The organism is Thalassobius sp. Cn5-15 (assembly GCF_022347685.1).
Lineage (GTDB): Bacteria > Pseudomonadota > Alphaproteobacteria > Rhodobacterales > Rhodobacteraceae > Thalassobius.
In genome coordinates this window covers 1,129,245-1,155,135 of sequence record NZ_JAKRGF010000001.1, presented here as the reverse complement: position 1 = coordinate 1,155,135, position 25,891 = coordinate 1,129,245, and the positions used below count along the sequence as shown (strand labels likewise).

Below are 25,891 nucleotides of genomic sequence, written 5' to 3'. Positions count from 1 at the left end.
CCTACCCAAATCCTAGCGGCGGCCCTATAGTGCCTGTGGATAACTGGGGAACTTATCCCCAGACTTGGCGGTGTGACGAAAGAGGGGCCTTTCATGCGTTGTCCGTTTTGCGGGAATATCGACACTCAGGTGAAAGATTCACGTCCGGCGGAGGATCACGTTGCGATCCGTCGGCGCCGGTTCTGTCCTGCCTGTGGCGGGCGTTTTACCACATATGAACGCGTCCAGTTGCGCGATCTGGTGGTGATTAAATCCAATGGGCGCCGCGAAGATTTCGACCGCCCGAAACTGGAACGCTCCATCCGTATTTCGATGCAGAAACGCCCAGTTGAGCCCGATCGTATTGATCAGATGATCTCTGGGATCGTGCGCCGGTTGGAAAGCATGGGCGATACAGATATCCCCTCGCAGACCATTGGTGAGATCGTAATGGAGGCCTTGGCGCGGATCGACACTGTGGCCTACGTGCGCTTTGCCAGTGTTTACAAGAATTTCCAGGCGGCAGATGACTTTGACAAGTTTGTGTCCGAACTGCGCCCGGACACCTCACCCGAAGAAGAGTAAGCGCGCGCCAGCCTTTGTGCGGCCTGTGCGATCAGGTGGATCATGACTATGGATCATCGCTATATGGCGCTGGCCCTGTCGCTGGGGCGGCGGGGGCAGGGCAATACTTGGCCCAATCCTGCGGTAGGCTGTGTGATTGTGAACGCGGGTCGCATTGTGGGACGTGGCTGGACCCAACCGACAGGCCGTCCGCATGCTGAAGTTGTGGCACTGGCGCAGGCGGGTGCCGCGGCGCGCGGTGCCACCGCTTATGTCACACTAGAACCCTGTGCCCATTACGGCAAAACGCCCCCCTGTGCCGAGGCGCTGATAGGCGCGGGCGTCGCTCGTGTGGTTGCTGCGATCACCGACAGCGACCCGCGCGTGTCCGGTCAGGGCTTTGCCATGCTGCGCGCGGCGGGGATTGAGGTCACCACGGGCGTTCTGGCGGATGAAGCCGCACGCGATTTGGCGGGGTTCTTTGCCCGCGTCGAGAAGGGGCGTCCAGCGCTGACGCTGAAGCTGGCAAACTCCTTTGATGGGCGCATTGCCACGGCGACGGGCGAAAGCCAGTGGATCACCGGACCAGAGGCACGTCGCCATGTGCACGCGATGCGCGCCAGTCATGACGCGGTCATGGTTGGGGGCGGCACGGCGCGCACTGATGATCCCAGTCTGACCGTACGGGATATGGGCATAAGCCGTCAGCCGGTGCGTGTGGTGTTGTCTCGTCGTTTGGACCTGCCACTAACGGGCAAGCTGGCAATGACTGCCTGCGATGTGCCGGTGTGGATTTGCCACGGGCCCGATCTGGAACCGGTGTTGGAACGCAGTTGGCGCGATCTGGGGGCGGAGCTGATCCGCTGCCCGTTGTCGCGTGGCCAGATCGACACGCAGGCCGCCCTTCAGGCGCTTGGCGAACGGGGGCTGACGCGGGTGTTCTGCGAAGGCGGCGGGGCGCTGGCCGCTTCGCTTCTGACGCGGGATCTGGTGGATGATCTGGTTGGTTACACCGCTGGATTGGCTATCGGCGCCGAGGGGCTGCCGGGTATCGGTGCGATGGGGCTGGAGCGTCTGGGCGCCGCGCCGCGCTATGACCTGATGTCTACGCGTCAGGTTGGAAAAGACGTGGTGCACCACTGGCACCGTCGCTGATCGACGCTCTACTGTCTGACGTATAGCGTATAAACGACGGTCAATTGGTCGCCTTGATGCCGCGTGTTCCCACATCTGGGGCGGCAAACTATCCGATGACGCAGTGATCCGGTGTGAAGGTTCGCTGGCTGGCGCATCTGCAGCCGAATTCATCGAGAATTGGAGCTGATGCTGGTGCTGGTTATTTTGGACTGCCCGACGGGGGACAGCCTGCCTGGGTCGTCTGGTGTATGCTGCGCGGGGCGGGTTTAGCGCCGCCACAGATGTGCATAGGAACTGAACAGACCCTGTAGTTTTGCCACCATTCGCAGGCTTGGCGGTGCCGGGCTGATACCAGCGCCAAGGCGGTCTACCACCACCTCTGCCGGACAGGCCAGGCCGGTCACTGGGTCGCGGTAGCGCGGGTAATCAATCAGCGTGGCGTGTATCAACCCTTCTAGGGGCACAAGGATACCGCGTCGTTCCGCTGGAGCGCCGCGATCCACTGTCAGACCCCAGCCTGCGTAAAACGGGGTGCCGAGGCAGGTGACTTTGACCCCGCGCAACAATGCTTCAAAGCCGAGGAGAGAGGTCATGGTCCAAACCTCTTGTACCTCAGACAGCAGGGCTGCGGGATCGCCGCCTTCAATGATCGCATCGGCATAGCGCGAGATTTCGTCCTGTGACAGCGCACCGGGGCGCAGGCCTGCCTCCACATCAGGATGCGGTTTATAGAGGAGGGTGGCCTCCGGGTTGGCCTGGCGCGCGGCGGCCAGTAGGGTCAGATTGGTCTGCACCCGATCCGTGCCAAGGCGAATAGAGGCGTCGTCTTCCACTTGTCCCGGGACCAGAATACGGTGACCTGAGGGCAGATCAGGTGCCGCAGCGCCAAGGTTGTATTTGCTGAGCCCTGCTTTGATCAGCGCGCGGCGTAGGCGGTCGGCGCGGGCACGTTGGTCCTCGCGCAAGTTTGCGCGGGATCTGATCAGATCCTCCAGATCGCTGGGGCCTGAGGGATCGTAGTAGATGCCTTTGTGGTCTGTCACCAATGACAAGGGTGGCACCAGCGCAGCGCCAAGGCCACGTGAGCGCAAAAACCCATCCTCCACCCGCACCAGATCTTCGGGCGGTGTTTGCAGGTGTTCGGCCTCACGCGCCCAGATCATCTGTTTGCGCGTCGTGGCCTGCGGTGTTTTGGTGAACTGCATTGGCGTCACATGGCCGAAAAAACCGTTCAGCGGCTTGCGTTTCCACAGCCGCATGCCGCTGGCCTGCCAGCCATGCACATCCGCGGCATAAGCACGCGACTGTGCCTCGAGCGCGTCGATCACATCCTCCAGCTGACACAGCCGGTCGCGGTAGGGATCATACCAGATAGGGTAGAGCATCATCGCACCTGCAAAGAGCTGCGCGCGGGTCAGCTTACGGCTGCGGCGAGGGAGGGGAGATATGTCGTCGGTCAGCCCCCAGCCTGCATAAAACGGCTGGCCAAAGACCTTGGGCCGGTGACCGGCCATGATCGCCTCAAACCCCAGACCGGAGGTGACGGTGTAGACCGCCACTGCGCCTTCCAGCAGTGCGTGCGGGCTGGCGGCACCGTCATAAAGCGTGACGTTTTCGGGCAGGTCCGTGTCACTGAAGTGACCGCTGCGATGGCCAGCGCGGGTTTCGGGGTGGGTCTTGATGACGATGCGGGCGGCGGGGTGATCTTCACGCGCCTGTATAAGCATTTCGGCAAAGCTGTGTTGGTTGGCACGGCCCAGTTTGATCGCCGCATCGCCGCGCGTTTGATCGACCAGCAGCACATAGCCTGCCTCCGGCAACGGCGCGTCAGGATCAAAGGCGGCGTATTTGCTCAACCGTGCTTCATTGATCCGCACAATGCAGTCACGGGCACGGGTCAGCAGCCCCGCATCATCCAGCGGTTCTGTGTTCAGTATGTGTTCCAGATCGTTTGGCTGGGTGATGTCAAAGTGCATCGCCTGTTTACAAACGACCAGCCCCAGCGGCGGCTCTCCTGCTCGACCAGGGTGGAGGGAGCGCAGGAAGGCGTCTTCTACCCTAATCAGATCCGCGCCGGTTTTGACCGCCACGGCCTCGCCCCGTTTAGCATAGGGCGAATGCCCCCACACAGCGACTGTTTCGGCTTGATCGGGGCGGGTCAGGCGTAGGTCGTAGCCTGCCAGTTCCAGAATGCGACGTAGGCGTTTTTGGCGCAGAAAGCCTGCGTTGAAATAAGCAACCCGCCGGGGGGTTGCCCCGGCGGGTTGAAAACCAATCCAATCGGATGGCGCCATTAGCTGCCGCCAGCCAGCGATGACAATGCGGTCACTGTGGTCAGCGAACCGGTGAGCGCCGCGATGGTGCGATCCCATTGGGTGAAGGGGGCTTCTGTGACGTAGAGTGTATCTTCGTCGCGCACGGCAAAGTCGCGGGCCATGAACAACCCGTTCGGTTGGGTCAGGTCCAGCACGTAAACCATGCGCTGGGCGCCTTCCAGATCGTCGCGGCCCAGAACACTGTTGGCCACTGCGGCCGGTTCATTGCGCAGGATGAACACGCCGGTGGGATCCGCCGCGGTTGGGATCAGGCCGCCGACCTGTGCAATCGCTTCAATCGCCGACACGGTCTGGCTTTCAAACCCGACGCGCGACTGGGTGCCGGTGGCGCCCAGCGCGGTGAAAGAACGTGTATCCCCCTCAATCAGGATACGGTCGCCGCCACGCAGGGCGATGTCCAGCTCTGGGTTCTGATAGAGGTCCTGGAACCAAACGTGACCCCGTTCGCCGTTGCGGATCACGGTGACCTGAGCGATTTCGGGATCGATGGTTACGCCACCTGCGCGCGCCAGCATGGACGACAGGGTGCGGGTGGGGCGCTCAATCGGGTAGACACCCTGACCGCTGACCGCGCCCACCAGCGACACGGTTGAGCCGTCACCGGCCACGCGACGTACCTCGATCTGAGGTTCTGGCGTCTGATCTTCGATCTTGCGGGTGATGATATTACGAATCTGTTCCGGTGTATTGCCTGCGGCGCGGATGCGACCGGCGTAAGGAACAAAGATGAAGCCTGCGCCATCCACCTGAATTTCTGCCAGCGTGGAGTTGGCACCGGTGCGGGTGAACAGGCCCACATCGACGTTTTCCCAGATCGTCAGGCTCAACGTGTCGCCGGGGCGCACGATGTCGGAGCCCAGCCGCCCCGCTTTCACGAATTTATCAGGGAAACCAAGCGCCGGTGTCACAGCGGTTGCGCGGGTCACGCGATCATTTACGTTAACCACATAGGCGTCACCTCCACGAAGAACGGAGCCTTCGAAGATCTCTTTTTTGTTGGGGCCGACGCGCGGCAGGCCACAGGACGCAATCAGCGCCACAGCAGCCAAAAGGGCGACAGACTTCGCCCGACGGGTGCTAAAGATTTTCACTGCTCGGTCTCCTCGACCTGTATTATCTGCCTCAAGTCTTTTGTCCAAAGTATCGGAATCGGAGATAAAAATCCAGAGCTAGACTTTGTGGTTGTCAGTTCACTATACGCAACTGTTGCCTCGGGGCCGCGGTGCCACTGGCCAGCGCCTCGTAGGGATCTTCGCGCGACAACATCATATCGACCACATGGCGCATCAACTGGCGGCGGCCGCCAGCAGAATAAAATCCGCCCGGCAGCTGGCTGGTTTCCAACAGGAACCGGCGATAGTCGCGATACGCGGGCAGGTCCGGGCGTTTGGCAGCGGCGAAAAATTCGGCCACCGGCTGGTCAGAAACAAATTCGGGTTTGTTATACACGGCGGCACCAAAGACCTTCAGCGGGATGCCGCGCCACAGTACCTGCTGGCCTGCGGTGGAATTGACGGTGACGGCACTGCGCGCCTCATTCAGCAGGCGGGCCAGTTTGCCACCGCGCACGAAATGAATGCGATCTTCAACGCCGGCTTCACGGGCGATGCGCTGAATTTCCCGTTTTAGCGGCACGCGGCCGTTTTCCAGAGGATGCGCCTTGATCACCAGATGGTGGTGGCCCGGTGCACCCTTTGCAAAGCCGTCAATTGTGACCTGCAAAAACTCGGTCATGCGGCTGAAAGGAGAGTGTTCCTGAAACGAGCTGTCATGTTCCAGCTGCAACAGCGCGACGTGGTAGGGAAATCCGCCGTTGCGGATGCGAAAGGTGGCGATGTTGCGTTCCAGCATCTGCCAAGGCGTCATCAGCAAACGGTTGAGATAGAGGTAAAACTCGCGCGATACCGGCAATTCGCGGTGGCGACGGAAGTTGCGATAGTCGCCATTTCGGAACATCACAAACCAATGATACAGCGCACCGTAAAACACATGCTGGCGCATGTCGCCCCAGCGCGCGGGGGGCAAGTGGCTGTCCATATCGCTCTGGGCCAATGCCGTGCGCATATCCGCAACAGTCAGATCCATCAGGCGTGAATGGCCGTTAGCGCCTCCGCGTTCATAGGTGACCCAGAAGGGGCGCAGGTAGCCTTCTTCAAAAACGTGAACTGTCAGGCCGGCCGCCTTGGCGCGTTTCACTGCATCGGCGTGGATGGCGCGGGTGTCGCCATAAAGCACCAGATCGGTCACCCCTTTTTCGGCAATCAGCGCGTCGAGAGTTTCGGGCCATTCTTCAACTGTGCCGCGATAGGGGATGTAGCTTTTGGCATCGAACCAGAAAGCGCGGTCACCAGCGTTGAAGCCGACACGCCACACGGTTGCGCCCGCACGGCGCAGCATCTTTGCCAATTGGTGAAAAAATGGTCCATGCGGCCCCTGCAGGCACAGGAAGACCCGATTGTCCTGTTTGCTGTGCAGTCCTGTATGCAGCCCATCGTGCAACATTGTGACGCTTGCCCCTCTTGATACGCGCAACCACTCGAGAATTCGGCCCATGTACATCGGCCCCATTTTTTATAAAATGAGGTTTAGGCAAAATTAAGGCACGCTGGTGTCGCAGCACCGCAGCTGTTGCCCGGCTGAGACTTGTCCTTCTGACTATCAACGGCTAGATCTTCGAAACGTTTAGAAGGAGCGCAACATGTTCACCGGTATTGTCACCGACCTCGGCACTATTCTGGAACTGGAAAAGCGCGGCGATCTGCGTGCCCGGATCCAGACGCAGTATGATCTGACCACCGTTGACATGGGGGCCTCTATCGCCAGCGATGGCGTCTGCCTGACAGTCATTGCTAAGGGCGATGATTGGTATGACGTCGAAATCTCTGCCGAAACGGTATCGAAAACCAACCTGGGAACCTGGGAGGTCGGTCGTCGTGTCAATCTGGAACGTGCGCTGAAAGTGGGCGACGAATTGGGTGGTCACATTGTCAGCGGTCACGTTGATGGCGTCGCCGATCTTGTTGAGATGGTGGATGAAGGCGACAGTACCCGCATGGTGTTTGAGGTACCGGAAGAGTTGGCCAAGTTTATCGCGCCCAAAGGATCCGTCACGCTCAACGGCACCTCGCTGACGGTGAATGAGGTGGACGGCTGCCGTTTTGGTATCAACGTCATTCCCCACACCAAAGAGGTGACGATCTGGGGGCAAGCCAAAGTGGGCGATCGCATCAATCTGGAGATTGATACGCTGGCCCGTTATGTGGCGCGCCTGAAAGATTTCGCCTGATAATCTAATAGACTTCGCTTGATAAGCGGAGTGGGGGAGGGGCGGCGCCCCTCTTTTGACATGCAATATGTCCACATTTACCCTTGGATCCTTCTGGAACAGTGAATGGGCAGCGTAAGGCGCTGCGCTCTCTGGCGGAATCTGTTGTGGTGGCGTCGCGTCTGCACTGGCATTTAGTGCGGGGCTAGGGTATCTGGCAGGGGAACATTGATCAGGGGAACTCACATGCCTGAAAGCGCCGCCTTTGAAACGCCCGGTCCCGTAGAGGCCCAACTGCGTGATGCCATCAGCCCGATTGAAGAGATCATCGACGCCGCCCGTCAGGGCCAGATGTATATCCTCGTCGATCATGAAGACCGCGAAAACGAGGGTGACCTGATCATCCCTGCGGAATTTGCCGACGCCGCTGCGATCAATTTCATGGCGACCCATGGGCGTGGTCTGATCTGTCTGCCGATGACGGCAGAGCGGGTGGATTTCCTTGGCTTGCCGATGATGGCGGTCAATAACTCTTCCCGTCACGAAACCGCCTTCACCGTGTCGATTGAGGCCCGCGAAGGCGTTTCTACCGGCATTTCCGCTGCTGACCGCGCGCTGACCATCGCCACCGCGATCAACGAACAGAACACCATGGCGGCCATTGCCACCCCCGGTCACGTCTTCCCGCTGCGCGCCAAACGTGGTGGCGTTCTGGTCCGTGCCGGCCATACGGAGGCGTCCGTTGATATCTCGCGGCTTGCCGGTTGCCACCCGTCGGCGGTGATCTGCGAGATCATGAAAGAAGACGGCACCATGGCGCGCCTGCCTGATCTGGTGGAGTTCGCCAAAGAGCACGACATGAAGATCGGCACCATCAGTGACCTGATCAAATACCGCTCCAAGAACGACAACCTCGTGGTGGAAACCAGCCGCGAAACCGTCACCTCGGAATTTGGTGGCGAATGGGATCTGCGTATCTTCACGGATCAGATCCACGGGGTTGAGCATGTGATGATGATCAAGGGCGACATCAGCACCGACGAACCTGTTCTGACCCGCACCCATGCGCTGCATGAGGCGACCGATATCTTAGGTCTGGGCCCGAAACCCGCCGATGAGTTGCAGCGCGCAATGAAGATCATCGCCGAAGAAGGCCGTGGCGTGGTCTGCTTGTTCCGCGAGCCGCGCCATGCGCTGTTTGCACAGGACGAGGAGGGGGTGAAAACCATCAAACAGGTCGGCGCCGGCGCGCAGATGCTCTCTAAAATCGGTCTATCGCAGCTGGTTTTGCTGACCGACAGCCCGCGCACCAAATACGTGGGCCTTGACGCCTATGACATCGAGATCGTTGGCACCCGCCCGATCAACGGCGCTGCCTGAAGGAGTTTGAGACATGGCTGGACATGAACAGCACTACATTATGCCGCGTGCCGAATTTGCCAAACCGGTAAAGCTGGCGATTGTGATGTCGCCCTATTACAAAGACATTGCTGATAACATGCTGAAAGGCGCCGCGGCCGAGATTGAGGCTGTGGGCGGCACCTATGAGGTTGTCGAAGTGCCCGGCGCACTGGAAATTCCTACCGCCATCGGCATCACTGAGCGGATGAGCAACTTTGACGGCTATGTCGCATTGGGCTGCGTGATCCGTGGTGAAACCACCCATTATGAAACCGTCTGCAATGACAGCAGTCGTGCCATCCAGATGCTGGGCCTGCAGGGGCTGTGCATCGGCAACGGCATCCTGACCGTAGAAAACCGCCGTCAGGCCGAGGTGCGCGCTGATCCTGAGGATCAGAACAAAGGTGGCGGCGCGGCGGCTGCGGCCTTGCACCTGATTGCATTGGCCCGTAAATGGGGCGATCAGCGCAAAGGCGTGGGATTCGTTCCCGCCGATGAAATCCAGCTGGCAGGTAAGGCATAATTCCGCAGTGACCTAGCCACGCCATCCTACAAGGCACCAGATCGCATGAGCACCGGCGAAGAAGAACAGCGCAAGCCGCTTTCGAACAACCAGAAGCGTAAGATGAAATCTGCCTCGCGGCTTTATGCTGTGCAGGCGCTCTACCAGTTGGAGGTCGGGGAGCAGATCCTTGATCAGGTCATTCTGGAGTTTCTGGATCACCGGTTCGGCGCCGTTGTCGATGAGGTGGAGTGGCTGGAAGGCGACGCCAAACTGTTCCAACAACTGGTGAAAGAAGCGGTGAACTGGCAGGCGAAGGTCGACCAGATGACTGACCGCGCACTGGTGGCGAAGTGGCCATTGGGTCGTATCGATTCCACCCTACGGGCCCTGTTCCGTGCGGCAGGTGCCGAGCTGACCCAATCCGACACCCCGCCGAAGGTGGTGATCACTGAATATGTGGACGTGGCGCGCGCTTTCTTCCCTGAAGGCAAAGAGCCGAAGTTCGTGAACGCTGTACTGGACCACATGGCCCGTGAGGCCAAGCCAGAAGCGTTCTGAACAAGATTTCGCTGATATTTGCGCAAGGAACCGCGGCATATCGTCAAGATGTGTCGCGTTTTTCATATTGGGCTTGAAACCTTCAGATATTGGCATACGATCTTAGGCAGCTCTTACAGGAGGCGCTGTCATGCCAAAGCTCATCCGTCTTTACATCACCAACGTTCTGATCGGCTTTGCCATCGCGGCGGCCTTTGTGGCGATGCTGTTGTGGTTCAACCTTGGCAATCTTGGGTCGCTGGTGGCGAACTCTGATGTAGGGCTGTTGGCGGTATTCCTTTTGTGGTTCTCTAACGGCATCATTTTCGCCGGTGTGCAGTTCGGCATCGCGGTGATGAAGCTGAAAGAGGATGAGCCCAAAAGCGGCGGTGGCCGTGCGGTGCGGGTCGATCTGACCAAGCCTGTGCGCGTTATGCAGGAAACGGCGGTAAAGCGTCAGCGCTGATGTGATGTCATTGCGCAGGCGGAAACCCCGTGCTGCGCCGGCCCCTCCCGACGGGGGGGCGTATTTTCTGCAATGGTTCACTATAAAAGCGTTACGTGTGTTTCACGGATATTTGGGACCCAACAGCGGATAAGTGCCCACACAAGGTAGGGCGCAGTCCTTGGTGTGATGCAAAAATGAAGAGGGCTAAGTGGCGGGCCCGCAGCGACCGTTCGGTTATCTCATTCCCGAGGACCTGTATGTACAGGTGGGCGCCAGATAACTAGACCAGGATCCAGACAGAGCCAGCTCCCTCGGAATTGCTTAAGGCCACCGGAATGCAACCGTGTCTCGTGAAGAGCAGCACCCGCCGAGGACCTAGATAGGCACTCATGGCGGGGCCGACAAGGGGGTGTTTTCACGATAAGGGGAGGGGGCGTGTTCAAAGACCCTCGAATTCGCATAGAACAGTGACGTCCATTCCCATCGCTTCCAGCTTCTGGCGGCCACCCAGCTCAGGCAGGTCGATGACAAAGGCACAGCTGAGGATCTTGCCACCCAAACGCTCGATCAGTTTGATCCCTGCTTCGGCGGTGCCGCCGGTCGCGAGGAGGTCATCCACCAACAAGATGGTTTCACCAGGCTCAATTGCGTCGTCATGCAGTTCTACAATCGCATCACCATATTCCAGCGTATAGGCCTCGGAAATGGTTTTACCCGGCAACTTGCCCTTTTTGCGGACTGGCACAAACCCGGTGCCCAGCTGGTGCGCGATAGCGCCGCCAAGGATGAAACCGCGCGCTTCCAGCCCTACAACCTTATCAATGCGCTGACCGGCGTAGGGGTGCAGCATCTGGTCCACCGCCATGCGAAAGCCGCGCGGGTCGGCAAACAGCGTGGTCACATCGCGAAACATGATGCCTTCGTGTGGGAAGTCGACGATGGTGCGGATGTAGTCTTTGACGGATTTCTGCTGCGGTGCCATCGGGCTGCGCCTTTCTGTAGCTGAGTGCTGGTGGTGTTTGGCAAGGCCGCGCCCGTGTTTCAAGGGCTTTCTTACCCGGCGATTTTGCGCATCAGTGCCTCAAGCGGTCCGCGTTTTGCCACATGCTGCCAGAGGTTGGCATAGATCAGGCAAGCGGTGCAGAAAGAGAGGCTGATGAGCAAGACTGCACTGTTTGAGAGGCTGCCGTTCAACAGGCCGCATGCCTCCATCGTGCCCATGCCAATGAGGATATGGGCAAGGTACAGTGTCAGGCTTTGTCGTCCGGCCAGTGAAAGTGTTTGGGTGACGGGGTTGCGCATCAGTGCAGGTCCAGCCCACAGGCAGGCGGCGATTGCCATGCAGGCGCTGCCGGTGGCGGAGAGGATGTAGAACGGTGTTGGCGGGATCGGCGCGGTTCTGAGAAGTTCGATCAATGTGGGATCCGTGGTCAGCATGGCGGGGATCAGGCCGAGGGTGCAGGCAAGGGTGCCGTAGAGCGCCATACGCAGGCGTACGGCGGGGCTGGCCAGATCTAGTCGCGACAGCGCCATGCCGATCAACAGAAAACTCACCCATGGCAGCACTGGATGCCACCCGTTGTAGAAGGTGTGGCGCAAATAGCCTTTGGCGGTCCAGAAATCCGCGTAAACGAGCGTCGCCCAGTCCCAGCCCGCATCATAATGTCCAAAGATTAACCCGCCATAGGCAATAAGCGTGACGATAACGGCTGCGGCCCAGAGTGTGCGGGCAGGGGCAGCCAGCAGCGGCAGCACGCAGAGGAAATAGGTGCCGTAATAGTGCAGGATATCTGCGTCGAAAATCGTGACATTGATCATGCCGAGGATGATCAGGAATAGCGCCCGTCGACTGACCAGCGTCGCCCCCGCCCGGGACAGGCCAAGCCCGATGCCCGCCAGCACCACAAACAGCGCGGCGGCGCGGCCCTCTAACAGGTCGATGATCGTAGAAGAGACGTCGCCTGCGCTCGTCACCTCTGCCGCGATGCGGAAATTGACGAGGACCATGCCAACAAACGCAAGAAAACGGGCAATGTCGAGGCCGTCGAGGCGCATGGGAAATCCTTTGGGTTTGCAATGGCGCTAGTTAAGGAGATTTCCTGCGTTAAATCCATACGCTTTCGGGGGTGTTTTGCGCTGCGCCCGCCGCGTGCGGCGCGGTTTTAGGCAAATCTTGATTTTTTATCAAAAGTGGCCCAACGCGGCAAAAGAGGCGGACCCAAAGGCGGACCTATGGCCCGCCTCCGTTAATTATTGGTCAGAAGCCTCAACCCAACACACGACCTGCCACGGCATCCAGTTTCGCCACCAGTTCAGGATCGCGTTTTTCCGGCGCTGTGAGGATTGCAAACTCCAGTGCTTTGTCACAGCCGTGGGGACAATCGTCACGTTCGGCACCCAGCAGGGCGGGCAGGCGTTTGACCAGTGCGCGGCCTTTGTCGGCATTGCCGATGAGGGTTTTGATGATCTCGGTCACATCGACCTCGCCATGGTCGGGATGCCAGCTGTCATAATCGGTTATCATCGCCACCGAGGCATAGCACAGCTCGGCCTCGCGGGCCAATTTCGCTTCTGGCATGTTTGTCATGCCGATCACATCCGCGCCCCAGCTTTCGCGGTACATTTTGGATTCTGCCAGCGTGGAAAACTGTGGCCCCTCCATCGCCAGATAGGTGCCGCCCTTGTGCACCTTGATGCCGGCGTCGGTGGCGGCGGTGAAACAGGCGTCTGACAGGCGCGGGCAGGTGGGGTGGGCGACGCTGACATGCGCGACACAGCCGGTGCCAAAGAAGGATTTTTCTCTTGCGAAGGTCCGGTCAATGAACTGATCCACGACAACAAAATCGCCCGGCGCCATTTCCTCGCGGAACGACCCGCAGGCAGAGACGGAAATCACATCCGTGACGCCCAGACGTTTCAGTGCATCAATATTGGCGCGGTAGGGCACGGTGGTGGGCGAATGCACATGGCCACGGCCATGACGCGGCAGAAAGGCCATTTTTACGCCCTCATAGACACCTGTCAGGATCTGATCCGACGGTGCCCCCCAAGGGGTGTCGACCGTGACCCATTCCGCGTTTTCCAACCCGTCAATTTCATAAATGCCCGATCCGCCGATCACGCCAATATATGTGTCCATTTCTGTGCCTCTCTGTCCTGTGGTGCGCCGTATCTCAAGCGTGGCGCGAATTCTTATGTGTTGTTATCATCCGGTCGGGTGAGCGAGAATAGCTCGCGCACTGTAGCATAGTCGCGATAACCAAGACGCGACAGCGGCTGGAACAGGCTGACGTCAAAGTGACCATCGACAAGGTACTGATCCTGAATGCGCACGCCTGTGACCTCGCCAAACACGGCCACATTGGACATGCCCGGCAACTTCACGATCTGGATGAGGGTGCATTCCAGCACCGCAGGGGCGGCGGCGACGTAGGAGCAGGGAATGGTGTCACATTCAGCTTTTACCAGACCGGCGTGGGCAAACTCATCCGCGCCTGCAGGCAAGGCGGCAGAGCTGGCGTTCATTGCATCGCGCAGCGCATAGGACACCACGTTGCAGGCAAACACACCGCTGTCGCGGATGTTGGCCACGGTGTCCTTGGTATTGTCCTGATCGGGTTTAGCACTGGTTGATGCAAACATCACTTGCGGCGGCTCATAGGCAACGGCGTTGAAAAATGAATAGGGCGCCAGATTGTCTACACCATTCGAGGAGCGGGTAGAGATCCAGCCGATTGGTCGCGGTGTCACAATGGCATTAAACGGATTGTGCGGCAGGTCGTGGCCGTCTGCGGGTTTGTAGAACACTGTGCGCCCTTTATCTGGTGGCTGGTTTCGCGTTTGTATCAGACCTAAGGGCATGTTACGCCCATTTCCAGATCTTCGGCTGATTTCCTAGAGGCTTAGCGCAATTTATGTTCCGCTTTGAGGTAGAAAGCAAAAACGACTGGTGGGAAGTGGAAGCCCTCTATGACCTGTGTTTTGCACCGGGGCGTACTGCGCTTTCGTCTTATCGCCTGCGCGAAGATGTGGCGCCGGTGCCGGATCTGTCTATCGTGGCGCGTGATGATTTGGGGATTGTGGCGGGGGCGATCCGCTATTGGCCGGTCTGTATCGGTGAAGATGTGGCGCTGCTCTTGGGACCTGTGGCTGTGCACCCGACCCATCAGGGCGAAGGTTTGGGCGGTGCGCTGATCCACGACAGTATGGACCGCGCGACGCGCCTTGGCTGGCATCGGGTGATGCTGGTGGGGGACGAACCCTACTACAGCCGCTTTGGATTTCAGCGCTTGAGCGGCGTGGTTATGCCTCCGCCGACAAACCCTGATCGCGTGCTGGGGCATGGCGTCGCGGATGGCGTCTGGGACGGTGTTGCGGGCGATGTAACGCGGTTTCATCAGGGGCAAACGTGACGCCCGACAACGCACTTTGTCTTGAATTTTACCCTATCATAGCCACCTGTTGGTAAAGCCCGCAAAACGGCGCGGGCCTGAGACAGGCCTGAGACAGGCCTGAGACAGGCCTGAGACAGGCCTGAGACAGGGGATTGCACATGCTGACAGAAAAAGCCTTGGCAGAGCTGGTTGATCCTTCTGCACTGGATTTGGAGGCAGAACTGGATCAATTGGCCCGTCGCTATCGCGGTGCCAGCGGGCCGGTGATTGAGCTGCTGAACCTTTTGGGCGGGTCTGCGGAAAACCTGCTGGACCGGTTGCCGCAGAAGGTCCGCGGACAGCTAGACAGCGCGACAGAGGCAGCACTGTTCGCAGCGATGCGGGCGGCGGATAAATCCCGTGATGTTGTCAGCGATCAGCCGGGGTGGTTTCACGGTGCGTTGACCACGGTTATGGGGGCCGCAGGTGGTATGGGCGGTTTGCCCACCGCACTGGCAGAGTTGCCGTTGACCACAACGGTTCTGCTGCGTGACATTCAGGGGGTGGCGGTCAGCAATGGTTTTGACCCCAGTGCGGAAAGTGTACAATTTGATTGTGTGCAGGTCTTTGCCTCTGCGGGGCCCCTGGCCCATGATGACGGGGCAGATATGGCGTTTCTGGCCACCCGCATGGCGCTGCGCGGCGCGTCGATGCAGGCGCTGATTGCCAAGGTTGCGCCGCGTCTGGCGCATGTTTTAGGGCAAAAACTGGCAGCGCAGAGCGTGCCATTGTTGGGGGCCGTCGCGGGGGCGGCGACGAACTATGCCTATGCCAGCTATTACCGCGATATGGCCCATGTGCATTTCCGCCTGCGCCGGTTGACGATCGAGGCAGATGCGCGGCCTGAGGAGTTGGTTGCGGCGTTGAAACGTCGTGTCAAAGGCCCCGTGGTGGCGGGTTAGACTGCGATCTTTGCGCATTTTTAGAAGGCTGAAAGTGGGGGCGGAGGCGTCAGTAGTGCGGCGGTTTTTCCGGGCCGCCGTAGATATGGCTGCCACCATCGGCCTCACGCTCTGCTTCGCGCTGCATCAGCAGGGCGACGCGGCGGGTCAGCATATCAATCTCGCCCGCTTGGCTGGTGACCACGTCTGACAGGTCCTCGACCGTACGGGTCAGGTGTGCCAGCTGTTCCTCCAGATCTTGCATCTTGGTGTCTTGCATAACGCGGCCCTTTGATTTCTGACGCGGCCATAGCACGTCCTGTGCGGCAGGGGCAATGGATGGGAAACAGGGGCGGTCATGCACGCGGTCTTGCAGGATGGTCGCGCCTGCAAGGTTATATGCCTCTTTCCCCTTGCAATGCTTGCCCCTAAGCGCCGCATCCGGTAGATGCGGGCGCGACATTACCCGCAAGGACAAAGCCAATGGCCAAGCAGAAGAAAGCCCCCCGCCCCAAGGCCGTCACGCCCAAGGGGTTCCGCGACTATTTCGGCACTGAAGTGACCGAACGCAGCGACATGCTGCAGAAAATCGCCGGGGTCTATCACCATTACGGCTTTGACGCGCTGGAATCTGCTGCGGTGGAAACCGTAGAGGCGCTGGGCAAGTTCCTGCCAGATGTGGATCGTCCGAACGAAGGTGTTTTTGCATGGCAAGAGGCCGACGAAGGCGACAAGGGCGATTGGATGGCCCTGCGTTATGATCTGACCGCCCCTCTGGCCCGTGTTTATGCGCAGCACCGCAATGACCTGCCGAACCCCTATCGCCGCTATGCGATGGGTCCTGTCTGGCGCAATGAGAAGCCAGGACCGGGTCGTTATCGCCAGTTTTATCAGTGTGATGCGGATACAGTTGGTACTTCCAGCATGGCTGCGGATGCCGAGATTTGCATGATGCTGTCCGACACGCTGGAAACCGTGGGCATTCCCCGTGGCGACTATCTTGTGCGGGTGAACAACCGCAAGGTTCTGAATGGCGTACTCGAGGCCATGGGTCTGGCCGAGGATGATCCCAAACGCGACGACGTGCTGCGCACCATCGACAAGTTCGACAAGGTCGGTGAAGAGGGCGTGCGCCAGCTGTTGGGCAAGGGGCGGCTTGATGCCTCTGGGGCCTATATTGATGGTGTGGGGCTAGAGGATGCACAGGCCGAACCTGTGATCGCCTTCCTTACCTCGCGTGCTGATGATGTGGCCGGCACTATGGAAAATCTGCGGGCTGCCGTTGGTGACAGCAAAGTGGGCCAAGACGGCATTGCTGAGCTGGAACAGATCGGTGCCCTGCTGACCGCTGCAGGCTACGGTGACGATCAGGTGTTGATTGACCCCTCTATCGTGCGCGGTCTGGGCTATTACACCGGCCCGGTGTTTGAGGCTGAACTGACCTTTGAAATTCTGGATGAAAAGGGGCGTAAGCGTCAATTCGGATCAGTTGCTGGTGGGGGGCGCTATGACGGTTTGGTCAAACGTTTCACCGGTCAGGAAGTGCCTGCTGTGGGTGTTTCCATAGGTGTCGACCGTCTGCTGGCTGCCCTGCGTGAAAAGGGCCGTATGGGTGGTGCCCCAACGGGTCCGGTTGTGGTGACGGTGATGGATAAGGCCCGCATGGCCGACTATCAGGCGATGGTGTCCGAACTGCGCCACGCGGGCATCCGCGCAGAGGTCTATCTGGGCAACCCGAAAAATTTCGGCAACCAGCTGAAATACGCGGACAAGCGCAACTCTCCTATCGCGATCATCGAAGGTGGCGATGAGAAGGAGAAGGGCGTAGTGCAGATCAAGGACCTGATCCTTGGCGCCAAAATCGCCGAAAGTGCCACGCTGGAGGAATGGAAAGAACGACCCAGCCAGTTTGAGGTGCCGCGCGCCGAGATGATTGCCAAGGTGCGTGAGATTTTGGCCAGCCAACAGGACCAGAATGATGCCTGATCGGATCGACATTCGCGCCCGCGCAGCCGCTTTGCGTGCCGCGTTCGAGGCAGCGGGCGCGCAGCTGGTGGAAACGGATGTGCTGCAACCGGCGGAGGTCCTGTTGGACCTTTATGGCGAAGATATCCGTGGCCGTGCTTATGTGACCTCTGACGCGTTGCGTGGTGAACAGATGCTGCGGCCTGATTTTACCGTGCCGGTGGTGCAGATGCATATGGCGCATGGGGCAGAGCCAGCGCGTTATACCTACGCCGGCCAGGTATTCCGCCGTCAGGAAGACGACGCAAGCCGCCCCAATGAGTATACGCAGGTCGGATACGAGGTGTTTGACCGCGAAAACCCGGTTGAGGCCGACGCCGAAGTGTTTGCTATCATCTGCGACGCGCTGGGTGATCAGCCCCTGCGCGCGGCCTGTGGCGATATCGGGCTGTTGCTGGCTGCGGTCGCAGGCTTGCAGACATCGGAACGCCGCAAGGATGCGTTGCGCCGCCACATCTGGCGCCCGCGTCGGTTCCGTGCGCTTCTGGACCGCTATGCAGGTCGCACGCCTGTGCCTGCGGCCCGTGCGGCGCTGTTGACGGCAGAGGATCCTTTTGCCGCTGCAGGGCCTGACATCGGCCTGCGCTCGCGGCGTGAGGTAGAAGCGCGGATTGCGGCCCTGCGCGAAGAGGCAGCAATCGATCCGCTGTCTGAAAATGAGGTGGCGTTGATTGATGCCATCCTGGGTGTGCGGGAAAACCTGCCCAACGCCTTGGAGCAGCTGCTCGATATTGCGGTGGACATGCCTGCGATCAGCGCCAGCGTCGAACGTCTGGCGCGCCGGATGAAGGCGCTGTCGAAACGTGGCATTGATGTTGACGCGCTTGATTTTGAGGCCAGCTATGGACGGACCTCGATGGAATATTACGATGGCTTTGTCTTCGGCTTCCATGCCGCCAGCCGCCCTGATTTGCCGCCTGTGGCCACCGGTGGGCGCTATGACGCATTGTGCAGGGTGTTGGGGCAGGGGCGTGACATCCCCGCAGTGGGTGGCGTGATCCGCCCTGATCTGCTGATCCAGTTGGAGGCGGGCCAATGAGTGTGAAACTGGGCGTACCCTCCAAAGGGCGGTTGATGGAAAAGACCTTTGACTGGTTCGGCAAACGCGGCATCGCGCTGTCACGCACCGGATCTGACCGCGAATATGCGGGCAAGGTTGAGGGCATCGAAGGTGTCGAACTGGTGCTACTGTCTGCTGGTGAAATTCCCCGGGAACTGGCCGCTGGCCGTATCCATCTGGGCGTTACCGGCACTGATCTGGTGCGCGAAAAACTGGGCCAGTGGGAACAGCAGGTAGAGCCGCTGGCAGAGTTGGGCTTTGGTCATGCGGATCTAATCCTGGCGGTGCCGAATGCCTGGGTTGATGTGAACAGTCTGGACGATCTGGATGCCGCCGCTGCAGCCTTCCGCCAGACGCATCGCTTCCGTCTGCGCATCGCCACGAAATACCACCGTCTGGTGCGTGACTTCCTGCGCGATCAGGGGGTGGCGGATTATCAACTGGTCGACAGTCAGGGTGCCACAGAGGGCACGGTGAAGAATGAAACGGCAGAAGCCGTGGCAGACATTACCACCACCGGTGACACATTGCGCGCCAATCACCTGAAGATCCTTGGGGATGCGACGATCCTCAAATCGCAGGCAACCCTGTTCCGTTCGCGCATCGCGGCGGCCAATGATCAGGAGCGCGCGGTGATCAAGGAACTGCGCAAGACGCTGAAACTCCTCTGATCCGGTGCGAATACCCGTTTTCATAGCCCCCGTTGCGAAATTCGCAGCGGGGTTTTTCTTTTAGAATTCAGTCGTTAGTGACAGGCCGCAGCTCTGACTGTTGTAGCTGTATAACGTGATGTTTGAATCGGTTTGACTGATCGTACAGCGCACTTCCGGCGTGCCGAAACGCACAGTGAGGTGATCAAACTGAACCGCTGCAGAGAGGGCTGTATAGCGTTCGCGCCGCCGCTTATGGCTGAGGGGGGCGATGTCCCGATAACGCCTGATGCCATGGTTCAGTGTCAGGCTGCCACGCAGGGCCGGGCTGATCTGGCGGCGCAGTTCTGCGCCGAGTGTCAAATCCCGATGGGCAAGATGATCGGCGCGATGGCCGATGTGATTGCCGCGCACCGTTAGGGTTAGTGTCAACAGCGCGTTGATCTGCCGCTGCCAGCCGATGCGCATTTGATAGGCGGGACCGTTGCGGTAGGTCTGATGATCATAATGGCGTTGTTCGGCGGCGATGTCCCAAGACAGATGGCCGCCGTGAGCCAGTGCGTGTTGCAGGCCGATCCCCAAGCCCCGGGCGGTGTAATCTGACCTATCGCGGGCGTTAACCCCGCGCAGGATTAGACGCGGTTCGACCCAGCTGCGCTGCGACAACAGTTGACGCAGTCCAAAGGAGAGGTCCAGATCGGTTTTGTCCAGCTGTTGATAGCTGGGATAGCGGGTGCGGACGACAACCGCGCTCAAGCGGAGACCCCGCCAAGCAGACAGGGGTGTTTGCCAGCGCATCTGCCCCGCAACGCTATAGCCAGTGCCAGAGGTTTTGCGGCTTTCCTCACCAACAACGAAATCGCCCAAGACTGTTTCAAACTGACCGGCGGAGGTGCCATTGTTGATGTTGGTCGAAGGACGCGCGCTGAAGCGCAGTGCAAAGCTGAGAGGGTCTGCAGCGCTGATCTGCTGCAGCATTGCGCGATAGCTGGCGCGCAGGGTGGCATTGCGGTCACGCTGCAACAGCTGGCGCAGATGACGGGCGGCTTGTTGATGTTGGCCGGTGACAAAGAGGCTGTGCGCCAGTTCACGCTGAACTGGTAGATCTGTGGGGGCGAAGTGCCAGGCCTGCTGCAACAGGGGAAGGGCGCGGGCGTGATCGCCCTGTACCTTTGCCAGCCGTGCACGAAACAGCAATTGAACATGCTCTGGCGGGCTTGCTGCCGCGATCAAAGTTTGCGCGGCGGCGAAATTACCGGCGTTTATGAGCGCGGTGCTCTCCGCCTCTAGCGCAGCGGCACTCAGCGGGGTGGTCGGCGGCTGAGTTTGCGGGGCACTCAGCGCGGGCGCGGACAATAGCGCGCACAGCACTGCAGCATACGCCGCCCGCCAACCGGAACGGCGGCGCGGTGCATGCGCGTTCCTTTGGGCAGTGGTCACGGAATTGCGGTTCCCACAAAGCCGCCAGCAATCGTGGTATTGCCGTCCCGACCGTGGAAAGCACCGACCAGCCCGTTGCTGCCAATGCGGCCTTCCAATTGAGTTTCCAGCGTTTCCGTTGCGGTGCCGCCGGAGGCAGGAACAAAGGCAACATCTACAGTCCCGCTGAGTGCGTCGCCGCTGATCCGGACGTCGAGATTCAGCTGCTGGTCAACAGCCTGCACGCGTCCGGCGTCGAAATCTGCGCTGACTTCAACAGTCCCGCTGCGGATACCGGACCGGCCGCCGATCCTGGTGTCAGTGCGAACGATTTGATCGACAATACCGAAACGGTAGTTGGTGGAGTATCGACCAGTCCCGCTGCTGCGGGGGGCACCGATATTGTCGGCACGATAGGCGCTTTGAGCGACGATCTGACCAACATTGGTATCGACCCCCATGACAAAAGCGGCGGTTCCCACGTTGCCGTCAGTGACCAGCCCTCTTCGGGTGTTAGTCAGCAGTGGCGGCCCAACTGCGATCACACCAGTCAGTGCTGTGAAATCGGTGGATGTCGGGCTGACGCCTCCGCCAGAGCCACCACCACTACAGGCCGCCAGAAGTGCCACCAGTGCTATTGAAGTGCCCAAGCGGGCGCTTCTTGATGAAGTTGCGTGTAACGTCTTGGTCATCGTGATCCCCTTTGTCCCTCGGTCTAAGCCTATGATGGGGGGGAGAAAAAGGCGGATATGCCTTTTGTATGCGCATTCTGTGGTAGTGTTGCGATATGAGCACTCAGTCATTGGGTGTGATCGCAGTCGCACGATATTGAGGCATTGCAGCGGGCAGAATTGCGGCGACGGGTGCGTTGTTCCGAAGGACCCGAATGATCTGGGCGCGGCTGTCGCTGCCGCCTGTTAGGCGCATCGTTCCTGCCCACGCGGTGATCAAGGCGCAGCGAAAGACGTTAGGTTTGGCACAGGCGAGTGTGTAAATTTACTTGCTATCATGGGTGGAAATGTGTAGGTGGGTCTCACCGAAATTTATTTGCGGTGAAACCGGCGCCGGATCCCTGTGGGACCCCAATTATCGGGGGCGCTACAGTAAGGCAAGCGTCATCCGAGGGTCTTTGCGTGACATTACACGCAAAGTTATAATGAGAAGATCCAACCATATGAACTATGCACTCCTCCTGGCTGCGACCGCTGTTGTTGCCGCCCCAACTTTTGCCTCCGCAGAGATTTCGGGTGGCAGCACCATTGGTTTTTCGCAACTGTCCTCGCCTGATTTTTCCGGCGAACTGGACACGACCACCTTTGACTTCGCGCTGGATTACTATGACGCTGGTCCCATCGGTTTCGGCATCGAGGCTGGCCGCACCAGCTTTGACGATTCCGTATCTGATGACGCGCTGTGGAACGTCGACCTCGAAGCGTTCTACCGTCTGAACGAAATCTCCCGTCTTGGTGCCTATGTGGGCCGTGTGTCGATCGGTAATGTCGATCTGGATTCCTACGGTTTGATCTGGGGCTACGATCTGGGCACCACAAGCTTCGAAGCGAGCCTGGGTCAGGCTGAGACGGACGGAGATAACATCACTGAATTCAGCCTGTGGAGCCAATTCGACGCGACGAATAGCACCCGTTTGGCGGCTGAGTTTGCCACTGCGCAGAACGATGGGGATGGCATCTATACCTACGCCCTTGCTGCGCAACATGGCCTGTCCGATAGTTTCGCGTTATTTGGGAACATTCGCTACACCAATTTCGCCGATACAGACACAGGCGCCAGCGAAGTTGGTGTGGGGGTTAGCTATGACCTGGCACCTCTGACCGGTCTCTACGGCGCTCTGTCGCTGGAACTGGCCCGTACCAACCTTGATAGCGGCGGTAATGACGTGGATCTGGATATTGTGCGTTTCGGCGTGTCCCTGCCGTTCGGCGGTTCGGGCAAGGCTGGCGTGCCGCTTAACTCCGGTGCCTCGAATGTTGCCAGCGGTCCGCGCGGTGTGACCGCTGGCCTGCTGAGTAGCAACATCGGCCTGTTCTAAGAGTTAAGGCTATTGAAAGAGCAAGCCGCCCTGCGAGGGGCGGCTTTTTCATGCGCTGGATCTGCGGTTCAAAGAACGCCGATATCCGCCAGTGCAGCAGACAGGTCGGCGGGCAGCGCATCGTCGTTCTGGCGTGCCTCTGTCATATCTGGCGGGCTGTCTTCGGGTTTCAGGTAGCGCCAGCCCTGAAACGGACGACGTTGAGCAGGCGCGGTGCGATAGATGTCGCGATCCAGCACGATGGCACAGCGACGGATGCCGTCGCTGCCTGTGACCTCATCCAGACGCAGGATGCGCTGGCGGGCCTGAATCACACCTTTGATCACCCAGTAGATAGAGCCACCGTTGAGGATTTCTGCCTCGCGCTTGGGCCACATGCGGGTGATGTGCTGAGGCAGGCCATCTGCGGTCTGCACCTGCGGGATCTGTTGCCAGGTGGCCAGTGTTTCAACACTTTCGGTGCCGACGCTCAATTTGATGAGGTTGGTGTATTTGGCCATCAAACCATCCTTGCTGGTCTTGCTGCGGCTGGGATTTACCGCATCGGGGGATGAGGGTTTATATGGCGCTTTGGCCGCGGCTGGCTAGGGCCGTGGGTTAAGAAAGTGTTAATGTGGACCGTTGGGGGCGCTTGTGATCAAGGGGGCGCTCGGGTTACGGGACGCGATTGACATTTGCGGATCATTGAAAGGGGCGCTGATTATGCGCCCCCGCCTCGGTTCAGTGCTGGCTTTGCAGGTAGGTCATGACCGCAGGGCGTACAGATTGGTCGCCGCGCAGGCGGGCCTCTTCGATGATGCGGCGCACGCCATCCAAATCGACCGAACGCAGGATGTTTTTCACTGGCCCAATGGAGGCAGGGCGCATGGACAAGGATCGCAGGCCCATCGCGGCCAGACAGATCGCCTCTATCGGGCGACCGGCGTCCTCGCCACAAAATGACAGTGAGGTGTTTGAGGCCTCACACCGTTTCACGATCCCTTCGAGGAAGGTCAGGAAGCTGACGTTCAGCGTGTCATAGCGTTTACGCACCCGTTCGTTTTCGCGATCCGCAGCAAAGAAGAACTGCTTCAGGTCGTTGCCGCCGATGGAGAGGAAGTCGACCTCTTCATAAAATTTGTCCGGTGCAAAGGCGAGTGATGGCGTTTCCAGCATTGCGCCGACCTCGATCACCTCTGGCAGGGTGTGGCCCAGTTTTGCTTCACGGGCCAGAACCTTGTCCATTTCAGCGCGGGCCTGACTGTATTCCTCATATTGGGCGACAAAGGGGAACATGATCGACAAAGGCCGTCCCGCCGCAGCGCGGATCAATGCCTGCAGCTGCATCCGCATTACACCGCGCCGGTCCAGGCCAACGCGGATCGCGCGCCAGCCGAGGGCGGGGTTCGGTTCGTCGTTCGGTTTCATATAGGGCAGAACCTTGTCTGACCCGATGTCGAGGGTGCGAAACACCACGCGTTTGCCGCTGGCAGCATCCAGAACGCGGTTGTAAAGCGCCGACAGTTCCGAACGTTTTGGCATTTGGTTGCGAACCAGAAACTGCAATTCGGTACGGAACAGTCCCACGCCTTCGGCGCCGGAACTGTCCAGTGACGGCAGATCGGCCATTAGGCCGGCGTTCATATGCATGGCAATGGTCTTGCCGCATTTGGTGGTCGCTGTCTTGTCGCGGATCGAGGCATAGCGTTCCTGTGCCTTGGCCTGCATCGCGATTTTATCGCGGAAGGCGGTGACCACAGTATCATCGGGGCGCAGGTGCACGATGCCTTGGTCGCCGTCGACCATGATGTGGTTGCCATTGAGCGCATCTGTGGTGATACGGCTGGCATGGACCACCAGTGGGATCGCCAGTGCCCGTGCCACAATCGCGGCGTGCGATCCGACGGAGCCTTCTTCCAGCACAATGCCCTTAAGCGACCTGCCATAATCCAGCAGTTCCGCCGGACCGATGTTGCGGGCAATCAGGATTGGATCGGCAGGCATTTCCGCGCCGGTGTTCTGGCCCTGACCGGTCAGGATGCGCAGCAGGCGATTGGACAGGTCATCCAGATCATGCAGGCGTTCGCGCAGATAGGCGTCATTGGCCATATTCATGCGCGCCCGCGCCTGTGATTGCTCCTTCTCCACCGCGGCCTCGGCGGACAGGCCACGGCTGATGTCCTCTTCCATCCGGCGCATCCAGCCTTTGGAATTGGCAAACATCCGGTAGGCCTCTAGCACCTGCATCTGTTCGCTGTCGCCACCCACGGCCCCATCCAGCATCTGATCGACGCTGACGCGCAGCTCATCCACCGCTTCGCGCAGGCGGACCAGTTCGGCGTGGGGATCTTCGGCGATGGGGTTGGTGACCACAACGCGGGGTTCATGCAGCCAGACGTGGCCTTCTGCGGCGCCTTCCTGCCCGGTGGTGCCACGCAGCAGGCTGGGGTTCTGGTGCGGCGCGGCCAGCGCGGCGCCCTCACCGACAAAGGCGCCGAGTTCGGCCATTTCGGCCAAAACCATAGCCACCACTTCCAGCGCGTAGACCTCATCGGCGGAATAGGCGCGGGCTTCTTTCGACTGCACGACCAGCACGCCCAGCTTTTCGCCCAGACGCTGTACTGGTACCCCAAGGAAAGAGGAGTAAATCTCTTCGCCCGTTTCGGGCATATAGCGAAACCCCTTAGCCGAAGGCGCGTCGGTGGTATTCACCACGCGGCCAAAGCGTGCGACACGCCCTACCAGACCTTCGCCCAGCTTCATGCGGGTCTGGTGCACCGCTTCGGCGTTCAGACCTTCGGTGGCACACAGCTCCAGCGTTTCCGTATCGCGGAACAGATAGATCGAACACACCTCAGAGCCGGTAGAATCGGCAATCAGATGGGTGATCTTATCCAGCCGCGCCTGACCAGCGCTGTCCTCGGCCATTGCGTCACGCAGCCGTTGCAGCAGTTTGCGGCTCTCTGTCTCTTTTGTTTCCGTCGCTTGAACCATCCGCGGCGGTCCTCCTCGATCTTCGCTGGAACTTTAGAACACAAGTTTGACAGGAACAAAACGGATATCGCGTCGGGGGCATCAGATCGCGACAGTTTTTGGACTGGATAAGGGGGGCAGTGATGGGGAATTGGGCAAGATATGCGTGGGGCGCTGGGGGTGTCTCATACCAAATCAAGAATTGGCAGCGCCTGAGCCGTGATGGCAGTCGCGCACATCTGGTGCATA

General features: G+C 59.5%; 25 protein-coding genes. 13 read left to right on the top strand and 12 right to left on the bottom strand.

The annotated features are described in order from the left end of the window. Positions 1-93: 93 nt before the first annotated feature. Both nrdR and ribD read left to right on the top strand, forming a co-directional pair. Entirely contained in the window at positions 94-564 is a 471-nt protein-coding gene (nrdR, locus tag MHM86_RS05470; RefSeq protein WP_239196719.1) for a transcriptional regulator NrdR, read from the top strand. Positions 565-606: 42 nt separating this feature from the next. Next, positions 607-1,698: a bifunctional diaminohydroxyphosphoribosylaminopyrimidine deaminase/5-amino-6-(5-phosphoribosylamino)uracil reductase RibD gene (gene ribD, locus MHM86_RS05465; protein WP_239196717.1), complete on the top strand. Its 1,092-nt coding sequence runs from the start codon at positions 607-609 to the stop codon at positions 1,696-1,698. Positions 1,699-1,946: 248 nt separating this feature from the next. Here ribD and MHM86_RS05460 read toward each other — a convergent pair whose 3' ends face one another. From MHM86_RS05460 to MHM86_RS05450, 3 genes are all read right to left on the bottom strand, one after another. Then, positions 1,947-3,974, bottom strand: coding sequence for a capsular polysaccharide biosynthesis protein (locus tag MHM86_RS05460; protein WP_239196715.1), 2,028 nt, complete (start codon positions 3,972-3,974; stop codon positions 1,947-1,949). After that, entirely contained in the window at positions 3,974-5,107 is a 1,134-nt protein-coding gene (locus MHM86_RS05455) for a polysaccharide biosynthesis/export family protein (protein ID WP_239196713.1), read from the bottom strand. Before MHM86_RS05455 ends, MHM86_RS05460 begins: the two co-directional genes overlap by 1 nt. 94 nt (positions 5,108-5,201) lie before the next feature. Further along, entirely contained in the window at positions 5,202-6,518 is a 1,317-nt protein-coding gene (locus MHM86_RS05450; protein ID WP_239196711.1) for a capsule biosynthesis protein, read from the bottom strand. 196 nt (positions 6,519-6,714) lie between these two features. Between MHM86_RS05450 and MHM86_RS05445 the strand changes: the two genes are divergently transcribed. From MHM86_RS05445 to MHM86_RS05425, 5 genes are all read left to right on the top strand, one after another. Next, positions 6,715-7,302 (top strand): riboflavin synthase, encoded by a 588-nt coding sequence (locus tag MHM86_RS05445; protein WP_239196709.1) that lies wholly within the window; start codon positions 6,715-6,717, stop codon positions 7,300-7,302. A 225-nt stretch (positions 7,303-7,527) separates the two neighbouring features. Next, on the top strand, positions 7,528-8,661 hold the full coding sequence (ribB, locus tag MHM86_RS05440) for a 3,4-dihydroxy-2-butanone-4-phosphate synthase (RefSeq protein ID WP_239196707.1): 1,134 nt from the start codon (positions 7,528-7,530) through the stop codon (positions 8,659-8,661). Between the two features lie 13 nt (positions 8,662-8,674). Then, positions 8,675-9,205, top strand: a complete 531-nt coding sequence (locus MHM86_RS05435; RefSeq protein WP_239196705.1) for a 6,7-dimethyl-8-ribityllumazine synthase — start codon at positions 8,675-8,677, stop codon at positions 9,203-9,205. 45 nt (positions 9,206-9,250) lie between these two features. Next, positions 9,251-9,745 carry a transcription antitermination factor NusB gene (gene nusB, locus MHM86_RS05430; protein ID WP_239196703.1) on the top strand — a complete coding sequence of 165 codons (495 nt, stop codon included), beginning with the start codon at positions 9,251-9,253 and terminating at the stop codon, positions 9,743-9,745. Between the two features lie 130 nt (positions 9,746-9,875). Then, complete coding sequence (locus tag MHM86_RS05425) at positions 9,876-10,190, top strand: hypothetical protein (RefSeq protein ID WP_239196701.1); 315 nt, start codon at positions 9,876-9,878, stop codon at positions 10,188-10,190. A 421-nt stretch (positions 10,191-10,611) separates the two neighbouring features. Here MHM86_RS05425 and MHM86_RS05420 read toward each other — a convergent pair whose 3' ends face one another. The 4 genes from MHM86_RS05420 to MHM86_RS05405 form a co-directional block, all read right to left on the bottom strand. Then, positions 10,612-11,154, bottom strand: a complete 543-nt coding sequence (locus MHM86_RS05420; RefSeq protein WP_239196699.1) for an adenine phosphoribosyltransferase — start codon at positions 11,152-11,154, stop codon at positions 10,612-10,614. 71 nt (positions 11,155-11,225) lie between these two features. Beyond that, positions 11,226-12,227: a DUF418 domain-containing protein gene (locus MHM86_RS05415; RefSeq protein WP_239196697.1), complete on the bottom strand. Its 1,002-nt coding sequence runs from the start codon at positions 12,225-12,227 to the stop codon at positions 11,226-11,228. Positions 12,228-12,438: 211 nt separating this feature from the next. After that, on the bottom strand, positions 12,439-13,311 hold the full coding sequence (locus MHM86_RS05410) for an S-methyl-5'-thioadenosine phosphorylase (protein WP_239196695.1): 873 nt from the start codon (positions 13,309-13,311) through the stop codon (positions 12,439-12,441). A 53-nt stretch (positions 13,312-13,364) separates the two neighbouring features. After that, complete coding sequence (locus tag MHM86_RS05405; RefSeq protein WP_239196693.1) at positions 13,365-13,979, bottom strand: flavin reductase family protein; 615 nt, start codon at positions 13,977-13,979, stop codon at positions 13,365-13,367. 107 nt (positions 13,980-14,086) lie between these two features. Between MHM86_RS05405 and MHM86_RS05400 the strand changes: the two genes are divergently transcribed. Then, positions 14,087-14,584 (top strand): GNAT family N-acetyltransferase, encoded by a 498-nt coding sequence (locus MHM86_RS05400; protein ID WP_239196691.1) that lies wholly within the window; start codon positions 14,087-14,089, stop codon positions 14,582-14,584. Positions 14,585-14,724: 140 nt separating this feature from the next. Then, positions 14,725-15,507, top strand: a complete 783-nt coding sequence (locus MHM86_RS05395; RefSeq protein ID WP_239196689.1) for an EcsC family protein — start codon at positions 14,725-14,727, stop codon at positions 15,505-15,507. 49 nt (positions 15,508-15,556) lie between these two features. On the opposite strand, the gene MHM86_RS05390 is transcribed toward MHM86_RS05395, so the two are convergent. Beyond that, positions 15,557-15,751 (bottom strand): SlyX family protein, encoded by a 195-nt coding sequence (locus MHM86_RS05390; RefSeq protein WP_239196917.1) that lies wholly within the window; start codon positions 15,749-15,751, stop codon positions 15,557-15,559. Positions 15,752-15,969: 218 nt separating this feature from the next. Here MHM86_RS05390 and hisS point away from each other — a divergent pair, with 218 nt between their 5' ends. From hisS to hisG, 3 genes are read left to right on the top strand one after another with little or no spacing between them, the layout of a single operon-like run. Further along, positions 15,970-17,472 carry a histidine--tRNA ligase gene (gene hisS / locus MHM86_RS05385; protein ID WP_239196687.1) on the top strand — a complete coding sequence of 501 codons (1,503 nt, stop codon included), beginning with the start codon at positions 15,970-15,972 and terminating at the stop codon, positions 17,470-17,472. Then, positions 17,465-18,550 carry an ATP phosphoribosyltransferase regulatory subunit gene (locus MHM86_RS05380; RefSeq protein WP_239196685.1) on the top strand — a complete coding sequence of 362 codons (1,086 nt, stop codon included), beginning with the start codon at positions 17,465-17,467 and terminating at the stop codon, positions 18,548-18,550. The genes hisS and MHM86_RS05380 overlap by 8 nt, the downstream gene beginning before the upstream one ends. After that, a complete protein-coding gene (gene hisG, locus MHM86_RS05375; RefSeq protein ID WP_239196683.1) occupies positions 18,547-19,242 on the top strand; it encodes an ATP phosphoribosyltransferase in 696 nt (231 codons plus the stop codon). The genes MHM86_RS05380 and hisG overlap by 4 nt, the downstream gene beginning before the upstream one ends. Before the next feature lie 60 nt (positions 19,243-19,302). Here hisG and MHM86_RS05370 read toward each other — a convergent pair whose 3' ends face one another. Both MHM86_RS05370 and MHM86_RS05365 read right to left on the bottom strand, forming a co-directional pair. Continuing rightward, positions 19,303-20,661, bottom strand: a complete 1,359-nt coding sequence (locus tag MHM86_RS05370) for a porin family protein (RefSeq protein ID WP_239196681.1) — start codon at positions 20,659-20,661, stop codon at positions 19,303-19,305. Next, positions 20,658-21,332, bottom strand: a complete 675-nt coding sequence (locus MHM86_RS05365; protein WP_239196679.1) for a hypothetical protein — start codon at positions 21,330-21,332, stop codon at positions 20,658-20,660. Before MHM86_RS05365 ends, MHM86_RS05370 begins: the two co-directional genes overlap by 4 nt. Before the next feature lie 482 nt (positions 21,333-21,814). Here MHM86_RS05365 and MHM86_RS05360 point away from each other — a divergent pair, with 482 nt between their 5' ends. After that, positions 21,815-22,690 carry a hypothetical protein gene (locus MHM86_RS05360; RefSeq protein ID WP_239196677.1) on the top strand — a complete coding sequence of 292 codons (876 nt, stop codon included), beginning with the start codon at positions 21,815-21,817 and terminating at the stop codon, positions 22,688-22,690. 68 nt (positions 22,691-22,758) lie between these two features. Here MHM86_RS05360 and MHM86_RS05355 read toward each other — a convergent pair whose 3' ends face one another. Both MHM86_RS05355 and ptsP read right to left on the bottom strand, forming a co-directional pair. Further along, entirely contained in the window at positions 22,759-23,190 is a 432-nt protein-coding gene (locus MHM86_RS05355; protein WP_239196675.1) for a DUF1489 family protein, read from the bottom strand. Positions 23,191-23,410: 220 nt separating this feature from the next. Then, the gene (gene ptsP, locus MHM86_RS05350; RefSeq protein ID WP_239196673.1) at positions 23,411-25,663 is read right to left on the bottom strand and encodes a phosphoenolpyruvate--protein phosphotransferase; all 2,253 of its coding nucleotides are present in this window, start codon (positions 25,661-25,663) and stop codon (positions 23,411-23,413) included. Between the last annotated feature and the right edge of the window lie 228 nt (positions 25,664-25,891).

Bases quoted from the DNA above. Each gene is read 5' to 3' on its own strand.
- MHM86_RS05360 (WP_239196677.1), top strand. From the start codon at position 21,815: ATGAACTATGCACTCCTCCTGGCTGCGACCGCTGTTGTTGCCGCCCCA.
- MHM86_RS05420 (WP_239196699.1), bottom strand. From the start codon at position 11,154: ATGGCACCGCAGCAGAAATCCGTCAAAGACTACATCCGCACCATCGTC.
- ribB (WP_239196707.1), top strand. From the start codon at position 7,528: ATGCCTGAAAGCGCCGCCTTTGAAACGCCCGGTCCCGTAGAGGCCCAA.
- MHM86_RS05450 (WP_239196711.1), bottom strand. From the start codon at position 6,518: ATGTTGCACGATGGGCTGCATACAGGACTGCACAGCAAACAGGACAAT.
- MHM86_RS05435 (WP_239196705.1), top strand. From the start codon at position 8,675: ATGGCTGGACATGAACAGCACTACATTATGCCGCGTGCCGAATTTGCC.
- MHM86_RS05380 (WP_239196685.1), top strand. From the start codon at position 17,465: ATGCCTGATCGGATCGACATTCGCGCCCGCGCAGCCGCTTTGCGTGCC.
- ptsP (WP_239196673.1), bottom strand. From the start codon at position 25,663: ATGGTTCAAGCGACGGAAACAAAAGAGACAGAGAGCCGCAAACTGCTG.
- nrdR (WP_239196719.1), top strand. From the start codon at position 94: ATGCGTTGTCCGTTTTGCGGGAATATCGACACTCAGGTGAAAGATTCA.
- MHM86_RS05415 (WP_239196697.1), bottom strand. From the start codon at position 12,227: ATGCGCCTCGACGGCCTCGACATTGCCCGTTTTCTTGCGTTTGTTGGC.
- MHM86_RS05445 (WP_239196709.1), top strand. From the start codon at position 6,715: ATGTTCACCGGTATTGTCACCGACCTCGGCACTATTCTGGAACTGGAA.
- MHM86_RS05400 (WP_239196691.1), top strand. From the start codon at position 14,087: ATGTTCCGCTTTGAGGTAGAAAGCAAAAACGACTGGTGGGAAGTGGAA.
- hisS (WP_239196687.1), top strand. From the start codon at position 15,970: ATGGCCAAGCAGAAGAAAGCCCCCCGCCCCAAGGCCGTCACGCCCAAG.
- MHM86_RS05395 (WP_239196689.1), top strand. From the start codon at position 14,725: ATGCTGACAGAAAAAGCCTTGGCAGAGCTGGTTGATCCTTCTGCACTG.
- nusB (WP_239196703.1), top strand. From the start codon at position 9,251: ATGAGCACCGGCGAAGAAGAACAGCGCAAGCCGCTTTCGAACAACCAG.
- MHM86_RS05410 (WP_239196695.1), bottom strand. From the start codon at position 13,311: ATGGACACATATATTGGCGTGATCGGCGGATCGGGCATTTATGAAATT.
- MHM86_RS05390 (WP_239196917.1), bottom strand. From the start codon at position 15,751: ATGCAAGATCTGGAGGAACAGCTGGCACACCTGACCCGTACGGTCGAG.
- MHM86_RS05425 (WP_239196701.1), top strand. From the start codon at position 9,876: ATGCCAAAGCTCATCCGTCTTTACATCACCAACGTTCTGATCGGCTTT.
- MHM86_RS05355 (WP_239196675.1), bottom strand. From the start codon at position 23,190: ATGGCCAAATACACCAACCTCATCAAATTGAGCGTCGGCACCGAAAGT.
- MHM86_RS05460 (WP_239196715.1), bottom strand. From the start codon at position 3,974: ATGGCGCCATCCGATTGGATTGGTTTTCAACCCGCCGGGGCAACCCCC.
- MHM86_RS05365 (WP_239196679.1), bottom strand. From the start codon at position 21,332: ATGACCAAGACGTTACACGCAACTTCATCAAGAAGCGCCCGCTTGGGC.
- hisG (WP_239196683.1), top strand. From the start codon at position 18,547: ATGAGTGTGAAACTGGGCGTACCCTCCAAAGGGCGGTTGATGGAAAAG.
- ribD (WP_239196717.1), top strand. From the start codon at position 607: ATGACTATGGATCATCGCTATATGGCGCTGGCCCTGTCGCTGGGGCGG.